The 9,563-nt window shown below is 59.3% G+C and carries 8 protein-coding genes and 3 pseudogenes; 3 read left to right on the top strand and 8 right to left on the bottom strand.

Annotated elements, in window-relative coordinates:
• Window positions 1-48: 48 nt before the first annotated feature.
• The 3 genes from IE224_RS20070 to IE224_RS20060 all read right to left on the bottom strand — a co-directional run bounded on the left by IE224_RS20070 (window position 49) and on the right by IE224_RS20060 (window position 1,875).
• Window positions 49-321, bottom strand: coding sequence for a hypothetical protein (locus IE224_RS20070; RefSeq protein WP_191313211.1), 273 nt, complete (start codon window positions 319-321; stop codon window positions 49-51).
• Window positions 318-929, bottom strand: a complete 612-nt coding sequence (locus IE224_RS20065; RefSeq protein WP_191313210.1) for an AAA family ATPase — start codon at window positions 927-929, stop codon at window positions 318-320. The genes IE224_RS20070 and IE224_RS20065 overlap by 4 nt, the downstream gene beginning before the upstream one ends.
• Before the next feature lie 103 nt (window positions 930-1,032).
• Window positions 1,033-1,875 (bottom strand): replication initiation protein, encoded by an 843-nt coding sequence (locus IE224_RS20060; RefSeq protein ID WP_191313209.1) that lies wholly within the window; start codon window positions 1,873-1,875, stop codon window positions 1,033-1,035.
• Between the two features lie 863 nt (window positions 1,876-2,738).
• Here IE224_RS20060 and IE224_RS20055 point away from each other — a divergent pair.
• The 3 genes from IE224_RS20055 to IE224_RS20045 all read left to right on the top strand — a co-directional run bounded on the left by IE224_RS20055 (window position 2,739) and on the right by IE224_RS20045 (window position 3,766).
• The gene (locus IE224_RS20055) at window positions 2,739-2,996 is read left to right on the top strand and encodes an HAD hydrolase-like protein (protein ID WP_308434868.1); all 258 of its coding nucleotides are present in this window, start codon (window positions 2,739-2,741) and stop codon (window positions 2,994-2,996) included.
• A 162-nt stretch (window positions 2,997-3,158) separates the two neighbouring features.
• A complete protein-coding gene (locus tag IE224_RS20050) occupies window positions 3,159-3,383 on the top strand; it encodes an AbrB/MazE/SpoVT family DNA-binding domain-containing protein (protein WP_089389169.1) in 225 nt (74 codons plus the stop codon).
• Window positions 3,380-3,766 carry a type II toxin-antitoxin system death-on-curing family toxin gene (locus IE224_RS20045; RefSeq protein WP_191313206.1) on the top strand — a complete coding sequence of 129 codons (387 nt, stop codon included), beginning with the start codon at window positions 3,380-3,382 and terminating at the stop codon, window positions 3,764-3,766. Before IE224_RS20050 ends, IE224_RS20045 begins: the two co-directional genes overlap by 4 nt.
• A 143-nt stretch (window positions 3,767-3,909) precedes the next feature.
• On the opposite strand, the pseudogene IE224_RS20040 reads toward IE224_RS20045, so the two are convergent.
• The 5 genes and pseudogenes from IE224_RS20040 to IE224_RS20020 form a co-directional block, all read right to left on the bottom strand.
• Window positions 3,910-4,944 (bottom strand): annotated as a pseudogene (locus IE224_RS20040) (type IV secretory system conjugative DNA transfer family protein); the annotation flags it as partial.
• A 69-nt stretch (window positions 4,945-5,013) separates the two neighbouring features.
• Window positions 5,014-6,948 (bottom strand): relaxase/mobilization nuclease domain-containing protein, encoded by a 1,935-nt coding sequence (locus IE224_RS20035; protein WP_191313204.1) that lies wholly within the window; start codon window positions 6,946-6,948, stop codon window positions 5,014-5,016.
• Window positions 6,929-7,471 carry a hypothetical protein gene (locus IE224_RS20030; RefSeq protein WP_191313201.1) on the bottom strand — a complete coding sequence of 181 codons (543 nt, stop codon included), beginning with the start codon at window positions 7,469-7,471 and terminating at the stop codon, window positions 6,929-6,931. Before IE224_RS20030 ends, IE224_RS20035 begins: the two co-directional genes overlap by 20 nt.
• 726 nt (window positions 7,472-8,197) lie before the next feature.
• Window positions 8,198-8,772: pseudogene (locus IE224_RS20025) on the bottom strand (IS3 family transposase); the annotation flags it as partial.
• A 191-nt stretch (window positions 8,773-8,963) separates the two neighbouring features.
• Window positions 8,964-9,492: pseudogene (locus IE224_RS20020) on the bottom strand (IS30 family transposase); the annotation flags it as partial.
• Window positions 9,493-9,563: the final 71 nt, after the last annotated feature.

The raw sequence follows: 9,563 nt of genomic DNA, 5'->3' as shown, positions 1-9,563 counted from the left end.
GCAGGTATTTATTTGTGCGGCTGCACACTTCTACAGTTACACGTGTGTTCAGCCGCGCTTCTGGATGTCTGCGAACATCAGCGCAATTGAGCGCTCCAAAAACGTTTGTCGATCAATGTCTAGCTCCGCGCAGGCAATTCGGATCTTACGGTAAAGCTCGCCGTCCACCGTCACCGCAATGCGCCGGGCATTTTCGCGCGGAGGAATCGAGGGACGGCCTGGGCCTTTCTTGCCAGAGGCGGCGGGGGGAGGCGGCGGGGCAGGGACCGGCACAGCATCAGCACCAATGTCCAGTGATAAATTGAGCGGCTGCTTTTTCATGCCAGTTCCTTTGTTACGTAGTCTACCAAAGCACGAACTTCCTCAGAAGCTGCTGCATTACCAGCCTCTGCGGCTGTAAGGCCCCGCGTGGCTGCTTCTCCATGCGCAACCCTTGCACCTATCAAGGCTGGTGCAACGCGGCCATGTGCAGCCAAGAGGCGGCCTACCTCATCCACAATCCGGGCACGGGTCGTGCGGGAAAGCACGAATATAAACTCGGCACCAGCTTCTTTGATTTCGGCTACCGTCGGTCCGACCGCGTCCAAATCATCCTGCGAGGGATGAACCGGCACAAGCACCAGGTCAGCGGAGTGAAGGGCGATGCGGGTCGCCTCGTCCCGAGCGCCAGGAGTGTCAATGATCAACCAGTCAAATCCCTGCTCCCGCAGCGTATCCACCGCTTTAGCGATCTGGTCGGCGCGCGTTAGACCTGTCACAAGCTGCAGGTCATCAGCCTCGCGCCGCTGCCACCATTTCGTCAGCGAACCCTGTGGGTCTAAATCCAACATGGCAACACGGCCTCGGCCGGTCATCTCCGCGGCGATCGAACGTGCCAAGGTAGACTTGCCAGAACCCCCTTTCTGGGTTGCAAGCACGATCACTTGCATGGCTGTTCACCTGTTCCTGTGTGCATTACATTTTTCCCTCGTTTGTTTTTATGTGTGTTTAATTATATGAGCAGCATTAAAGGTATGCTTTTATTTCAGCTAGTTATACCTCGGCGCTTTCGATTAGGGCTTCCGGCAGGGCAGCAGGAAACAACTCGGCTTGCTGTTCCTTCCGAGCCTCCCACTGCGTCTTCATCTCATCCACTGACTTCACCCACCAGCGGAGACGAACTTTTGTCACCTTCCGCCCCACATGCTCGCTGGGCTCGATGGTGCAGGAGAACGGGGCCAGCTTGACCACCTCGCTGATCGCGGGATCAATCGCCTTCTGTCGAAGATTGCCGAAGCTGGGCAGCTTGCCCTCAGGCACGCCGAGCAGATTGCGAAAGGCGTCCACTTCGAAATCCTCGTGGAAGACATGGTGAAGCCGAACACGCCTAGACAGCGCCTCATAGAGCGCCAGCCCATACTTGGTGCCAAACGCCTGCAGAGCAGCCAACTCAAGCTTAGCAAATACGACGCTTTCGCGGAGGAGGGGAGCGAGACGCTTGTCGAAGCTATAGGTCAGCATCCCGTGGCGCCGCTCGCTGTCGACCATGTCGTTACCGCCTAGCAGCTGCACGCGAGTCGTTCGACCGTCGATCCCCCGGACAATGACCACCGTCTTCATCAGCGCCTCGATACTGTCGCTGATCCGTTCGTTGCCCGCATGAGTCCCGCGCAGCTCTGACAGTGGGATGCAGAAGTCTCGCCCTTCGAAGCCCATATCGGGCCCGAAGGCATTGGCAAGCAAGCGATTATAGAGGCGACGCGCTGCCAACGATAAGCCTGTAGCACCTTGGATATCGATCAGTTCCGCAGGCTTGATCATTTCACCGTCAAGGGGGCGGACTTCAAGGGTCCGGCGTCTATCGTAACTTTTAGGGTGATTTTCCGATTGATCCATGCCCGTCCGCCCCATTTTTTGGGCGATGATAGCTATTTTTGCGGTTCGGAGAACCCCTAGATGAGAAATCACCCCGTTGGTTACATTACTCGAAGATCCGCCCGAACCCATATCACCCCGTTGGTTACAATAATCGGAACTCCCTCCAAACTGATATCACCCCATCGGTTACCGTGAATCACCCCGAAAGTTATCGCAAATCACCCCAGATGTTTTGATAGATCACCCTATTGGTTGCCGTCAGGCTGTTTTCCCTTTTGTTTCCCGGGGCATAGAGCTTCTGAAGAAGAAGAAAGAGAAGAAAGAAGATCCTGTTGCAGAGCAAGATGGCCTGTGGATAAATAGACATTAAAACTTGCCAATGCGCTCCGCCCCAACGCACTGTAACAGCCAAGTTGCCGCCCCCACAGCAATTGCATGTGGTGCAATCGGTGATCTCTGGCCAGTCGGATTGGTTGTTGCCGGGTCCCGAACCTCCACGACAGCACTTCGGAAGGTTTGCACGATAATCTCCTAACCTGCTGAAACTCCCAGAAGCGGCGCCTGCCAGCCGCCCTATCTTCCTCTATCCTCTTCGTTGTCCTTGCAGACATGTGCCGCGGCTAATGTTGGTCTGCCTGTCGGCAGCGAAGAACCAGAGAGAACCCATGCATGTCCTTGCCAACTCCCTAGTGGCTTCGGCCCTTGTTCTCGCGTCAACTGGGTCGGCATGGTCTGAGCTGATCCACGTCAAGGTGTTCGTGGGCTCCATGTTCGAAATCGGCGAGAACATCGGCGATTGCGCCGGTGAGTATCAACACTGTCGGGACCAACGCAGCTCGATTGTTACCGCATGGTCCCAGATATGAGCCGGGGCCGGATCGATCCTGGCTGCCATAGAGACGGCGTCGGGCGTGACCCCCGTGGTCACTGGTAAGCCGCAGCCCGACCTGATCCACATGGCCTTGCATAATTTGGGCAATAACCCTGCGATGACCTTCATACTAGGCGATCAGATCGAGACTGACATCATGGCCGGGCAGGCTGCCGGGCTGAAAACAATCCTGGTTCGAACAGGCGTGCCGCCGAGGGAGGTTCCGGGCGTCACTGCAGACGTCGTTGTCGAGTCTCTTCTGGACTGACGTTGTCCCTGGAGAGGACGCTGTTCTAAGTAACATCGCATACGCACTTGAAGCAGCTTCTTTTGAACCTCAGGAACTTCGTGTGGCCTGGGCAGAGTGGATCCGAACATTGACAAGCCTCAATGAGGACGTATATACGAACGTATCAAAGGAGGCAGACCCATGATGCACAGCAAGGTTCGCAAGGTGGGCAATTCCGCCGTGATGACGCTGACGACCGAGATGCTTGCCCTGCTGGACGTGAAGGAGGGCGATAGCCTGTTCGTGCTGCGCGGAGATGATGGCTCACTGCGCATCACTGCGCATGATCCCGAGGTCATGGCTGCGCTTGAGGCTGCTGAGATCGTCATGGACGAGAACCGCGACCTGTTGGCAGCCTTGGCGTGACAAGCCCGATCTGGGTCCCGCTTGCAGCCGTTATCGCCATTCACGATCGCCAGATCGCCCGCCACGGTGGCGCTCCGGGCATGCGCGACCGCAGCCTGCTCGAGGCGGGCTGCGCCCGCCCGCTGAACCAGGCGGCCTGTGGCACGCCTACGCTGCCCGAGCTTGCTGCAGCCTATGCCTACGGCATCGCCAAGGCGCACGCCTTTGTCGATGGGAACAAGCGGACTGCCTTCGTCACCGCGCTGACATTCCTGCGCCTCAACGGCCTGGGATTTCGCCCCGATCCGGTCCAGGGCGTCCGCATGATGGAGGATCTTGCCTCGGGCGATGTGACCGAAGCTGCCTTTGCCGTGTGGCTGAGCACGGAAATGACGGAGCTTTGAAGGTGGTTACGCCAGAAACAGTAGCGGGTGGCTTTCGTCCTCGTGGACCTGGCGCGGGTAATCGGAAACTGCCAGCCCACCGTAGCCAGACAAAATAATACAAGACAGCTGGCCACAAGGTTCTGTGGCATCCTGGATGGATGTCAGCCTGCCTCCAACACATATCCATCTTCATCGGGTGAATTCCTCCCCACTTTCTCAGCTGCCTCGACCATCACCTTGATCGCAGCATCGGTTGTGGAGATTGCCAGGCCTGACGCCACAAGGGGGTTGAGGTCTCGCCGCCGCAGGACAAGCGGAGCCGCGCTCTCGGCCTTCGGCAGCGCTGCATCAGGATCAGGTGATTTTGTGCGCGGCTGAATATCGGATGGCTTCGTAGTGATCTGCTCAAGGACAACACGGGGCAGGGCGGCCTTCACCCGGCTCCGTTTGGCCGCGACGGCGTCGACCTTCTCGGCCAGTTCCGTGATCTTGCTGGTGGCCAAGCTCAGCTCGCTGCGCATGGTGCGCAGTTCCATGTCCTTGGGATCGGGACCGGGCAGGGGGCCTGCCTGCGCCTTGAAGATCGGCTTCAGCTCCCTGTCGTCGAAATACTCAATCCGCCGTGCCTTGATCGGATGCTGCCCATTGGCCAGGATGATCACGTCATCTTTCTTCAGCCGCCCGGCTTCATCCTCGGTCAAGAGGTCACGCTCTTCATGGCGCTCGGACACGTTGATCCCGTTAAAGGGTCCCTTTCCTATGGTCCTGGACCTTGAGGTGACCCGGACGGTGGTCTTGCCAACCGCCGCCGACAACTCGGCCTTTGTGCGCTGCTCAGACGGGGCGAGGTAGATCTTGACGCCTGCGCCGCCTTGCAATGAAAGCCGGGTGTCTTCGCCATAGATCTTGTCGAGGGCAGGGATGGTCTGGGTCACGACAGCCAGGTGGCCGCCATAGGCCCGTAGCGTCTTGATGCTGTCCGTCACGCTCGGCATGCGGCCCAGCATGTCGAACTCGTCCAGCATGATCATGACCCGCCAAGGCTCATCTTCACCAGGAAGATGGTCGTGCAGGCTCGACAGAAGGTCCGAGAAAAACAGCCGGACGAGAGGAGCGATGGCTGTGATCTTGTTATGAGGCGGGGCGATAAAATAGGCGGACTGCGGGAAGCGCCGGAAATCCCGGAAGCTGAAGTCGCTGGTTTCCGCTAGGCGAAGCCGGTGCCAAGGAGTGCAAACAGCAGGGCTCCACCCAGGATGTGCAGCTTATTCATGGCCGTCTCCCTCATGGCCGCGTTCCTGGCGTTGCCGCTCGCGCTCCTCGCTCACCTGTTCGCTGACACGCTCAAGGCCATGCCGGGCTTCCGGGTCGCCCGCCGCACGCAGATAATCCCGAGCCATCGTCAGCTGATCGTCGCGATCGCCGACCCCGCGCAAGACATCCACATCCCCGCTCTTCAGCCGGTCCAGCTCATCGCGGGTGAGGGTCCGCTCGATGGCCTCGCGCAACCGCCGCTCGTCCTCGGCCCCAACTGGCCGGGCATAGCGGGCCAACTCGGCATAGTCAGCGCCGAGGCCGTCACGCGACCCGATCGAGCTGGTTGGTGCATTCTCAAGCGCATCCGCCTGGCGCGACCGCTCCATCTGCGCGGACAGATCGAGGCCATCCTGCAAGCGGTCAGCTTCAGCCTCCATGTCGACGTCTTCAGCGTCGATCTCGCGTTGTGCTTTCGCCATGACACCGGTCTCCGCCGGTTCACCATGCTGGCCAGCCGCACGCGCGTGAATGGCATCATCCACGCCATAGGCGTCTGCCACGCGATTATAAGCCGCATCCACCACGGCGATCGCCTGCTGCAACTGTGCCCCGTCTCTCAGATCCAGGCCGCGCAGATCAGCCACGCTTTGCAGATCCTGCTGAACCCATCGGGCTTCCAAGGCAGCGGAAGAGGCGCCAACCCGCATCCGGGCCTCGACCTCGACCGGATTGATCCCGGTCCCGTCCAGGGCGGCCGTCAGCTTGTCGCGTCCCTCCAGGGCAAAGCGGGTGTTCAGCATGCCGAGGTTCTGCGCCGAATAGATGCCTTCCTCGCTGGCGCTCTCGCGCAACTCGCGCGACCGGGTGCCCAGAGGCTGCAGATGCTCCACCGAGGTCAGCGCCTCGGCCAGCTTGCGCTCCATGGCGGGACGCTGGTTCGGGGCCGCATCCGCAATGCGCTGCTCGGCGTCATCGACGGCCTTTCTCAAATGCGCGGCGGCTGTGTCAAAATCTTCGACCAAGGACATATAAGGTTCCCCTTTCGATATCATGGCGCCACCCCCGGCCAGGACGGAGGATGCCTTCTCAAATGCTGTTGCCAGATCCTGCAGGTTCTGCTGCGAGGCAAAGCTCGCCAGCTCGCGATAGCGCAGGGACCAATCGCGAACCTCCTGCGTGGCACGGACAAGCGCCTCGCCGATGCGAGGCCTGCCTTCCGGTGCCTCAAAAGCGGTTCCCGATTGCACCGCCTTTTCCCGAGCCCGCCGCCACTCTTCGTCGGTGGGCGGATAAGGGAGATGCCCCCGCTGCAAACGCGAGGTGGCCTCCAGCCGAATGCCGTAGCGATCGGCATGATCGACCATGGCTTCCTTGAAAGCCTCATAGCTGTAGTCCGTGCCCCGCCGCAGGATGAAGTAATCGCCATCCTCCCCACGCCGGTTGACGATGATATGGGCGTGCGGGTTCTTGTTCGGGCTGTCGGTATGAACCGCAATCATGTAGTCAAACCGGCCGCCCAGCTTTTCACGGCAGATTTCTCCTGCAATCAGGCTGACATGGCTGGGCTTTGTCCCGCGCGGAAAGGACATCAGCAAATGGCTGGTCCGCGCCGCATTCATCTGGCCTTTCCAATGATCAGCCCACCGCGATACGGCAGCCTCGATCTGCTCCGGGCTCAACGTCTTTGCGCCGTCAAGCAATCCCCGGGAGTCGTGAATATCCACGCTTTTGGAGAACAGGTAATTGAACTGGGCCGAAAGCTGACCGGTTGAAGAGCATCCACCCGTGCGGATCATCTTGAAGACAGCAGGGGAGGCACCTTGAGCTGCCCGCGCCATATGGCGGGCATGACCGATATTCCGGCCCCGGCCGACTTTCCCCCAATCTTCCTCAAAGAGCCTACCGTTGACGGCAGTCACCGCATTAACGCGGCTCATCACCATCCCCCATCATTCTGGCAACAAAACGGCGGACTGTCTTTGAGGCCCGCTTGCCCTCCAGTTCCCGGACGGTCACCGACACGCCGTCAAGCTGTTCGAGAAGATCCGACAAGAGCTGCTCCTGCGGCCGGGTCAGCTTTAACTGCTGACCGCGCCGGACCTCGTAGTTCTTGGTCGCGACAAGCTGGTTCAGGTTCCGGCCGATCGCCGACAACTCCCCCGCCACCGCCCGCAGCGCAGAAGCCAGGTCGGGATCGGGCTCCAGATAGCCAGCCGGCACACGACACAGCCGACGCAGCGCATCGGCTCGGCTGGAAAGACCAAGCTGCCCCGTGAAGGCGTCAAACGCAGCAAGGCTGTTGCGATCAACGGTGAACGACACCGGAGCCGTGCCGGCATCCGCAACCGCTTCCTTCTCGTGAAAGGCGTTGAGGGCGCGGTAGATCGTCGGCCGTGTGACACCGTAGGTCTTGGCCAGCACCGTGACAGGCACACCCGCCCGCACCGAGGCGGCGATCTTTTTCACGTCAGAGGGGCTGAGCTTGGAAGTCCGTCCGGGCATTAATCAGGTGTAAAAAATTAGATATGTATTTCTTGCCAATCTACAACGCAGCGTTGAGCAAGACTGCGGGAATGTCAATGACGTCAGGCTGGGTCAACGCTGCGTTTCCGTTTCAGGCGGCGGGCAGTGGCAATCCGCTGCCGTCCGAACCTGATTGCAGTGCTTCGGAGCGGTTGGTGTGGCTCTCGGGGATCTGGACGTGCAGTAGGGGAGGGCGGGCGGGGCCTGCGGTCTCCTCAAGGCACTTTGCTAGAGGGGCTTTGGCCCCATCGGCCCGTCGGTGCAAGTCAAAGGCGTTACAGGATCATTTCCGCCTATATGACGACCTTTGTGACATAATTTTATGCCCCAACGACGGACTAAAAACCATGCCGAAAGACCATGATGAAACTTTATGACGCCCAGTTATGACGTCCAGCTATGGCAGTTCTCATGACGTTTTGAGATGCCCCGTCAGATGACAGCATGTCCAGCATGGGACAGGCCGCTTTGTTTGCCACACCTTGTTGACAAACTCTCAGAAACAGCCGGTGCAGAAGGCAAAGAAAGCTTTATTGCAATTTGCACGTTCTGCGTTTGCTGCCCTGCTGCTCAAAAAGAAGTGGTTAGCAATAAGCCCAGGTGCGCTGCTTATTCCATGTTAGTCTAAGCTACTGCCTGCGCCTGCTGATCAGTTTCGATGCTGTTGAAGTAGACCACGGCAGGCGGCTGCCCGCCATGGGCGGTGTAAGGTCGTTGGTGGTTGTAGAAGTGATCCAGCGACCGATTGCAGCCTTAGCCTGTGAGTCGATCTCCTAAGCGTGCAGGTAGACGTATTCATACTTCAGGGACCGCCGCAGGCCCTCCACGAAGACGTTGTCGATGCAGCGCCCCTTGCCGTCCATCGAGATCCGGGTGCCGGCTCGTATCAGGCGATCTGTCCAGTCGAAGGAGGTGAACTGCGAACCGTGACCGGTGTTCATGATCTCGGGCGCGCCGAACCGGTGGAGGGCTTCGTTTAGCGCCTCGATACAGTAGCCGTCCTCCAGCGTATTGGAGATCCGCCAGGCCAGCACCTTACGCGTGAACCAGTCCATGATGGCAACGAGATACAGGAAGCCTCGGCGCATCGGCAGATAGGTGATGTCGGCACACCAGACCCGGCCGGGGCGATTCACCCGCAGCCCGCCCAGCAGATAGGGATAGGTCTTGTGACCCTTCCTCGGCTCGCTGGTGTTGGGCTTTTGGTAGATCGGCATTAGGCGCATTAGCCGCCAGATGCGCTTTGGGTTGATGCCGGGTGGTGCGTCTGTCGATTGCGGAATGCCATGCTTTCTGAGCGATATGCGAAGTGATGCAGGACCGGCGCAAGTCGACCATGCAGAGTGCCATCAAAGCTGACGGGATCAGTTTGAGCGCGTTTGTGTCATGCCCTCGTTCTACATGGCGACATAAGAATAAGAGGTAGACGGCGGATTCAACCGGTCGTGGCAACACCTTCAGTTATATGCTGTGTGAGCAGCCGGTCGAGAGCCTCTGCCGGTGTTTGCCAACTCAGCGTTTTGCGGGGCGTGTGTCCAGCGCATGGGCAACGGCGCTTAGCTCTTCGGCCCCATGTTGGCTGAGATCTGTGCCTTTTGGGAAATACTGGCGGAGCAGACCGTTGGTGTTTTCGTTGCTGCCACGTTGCCACGGACTCTGTGGGTTGCAGAAATAAATCTCGAGACAGTATTGGTTCGCAGCTGCGCGTGTTGCGCCATCTCGGCGCCCTGGTCCCAAGTCAACGAGCGACGCAGGTGGGCAGGCAGGCTGCTGATGGTTTCTGCGATGGCATCCCGGACGGCCTCGGCACCATGACCGGCAAGGGCTGGTCCATTCTTCATGGTTTTGCCCGCCCCATGCCCTTCCATGCGCGGCAAGTGCAGGAGCATGGTGAAGCGGGTCGTGCGCTCGACCAGTGTGCCGATCGCCGAACTGCCGAGACCGAGAATGAGGTCGCCCTCCCATGTGTGGATACCTCGGTCGGTGCAAGCTTTCTTTTGAACGGTTCGGACATGTGATCGGGTACGGTCATGTG

The organism is Paracoccus aerius (genome assembly GCF_014656455.1).
Taxonomy (GTDB): Bacteria; Pseudomonadota; Alphaproteobacteria; order Rhodobacterales; family Rhodobacteraceae; genus Paracoccus; species Paracoccus aerius.
This window is presented reverse-complemented; position numbering and strand designations above follow the sequence as displayed.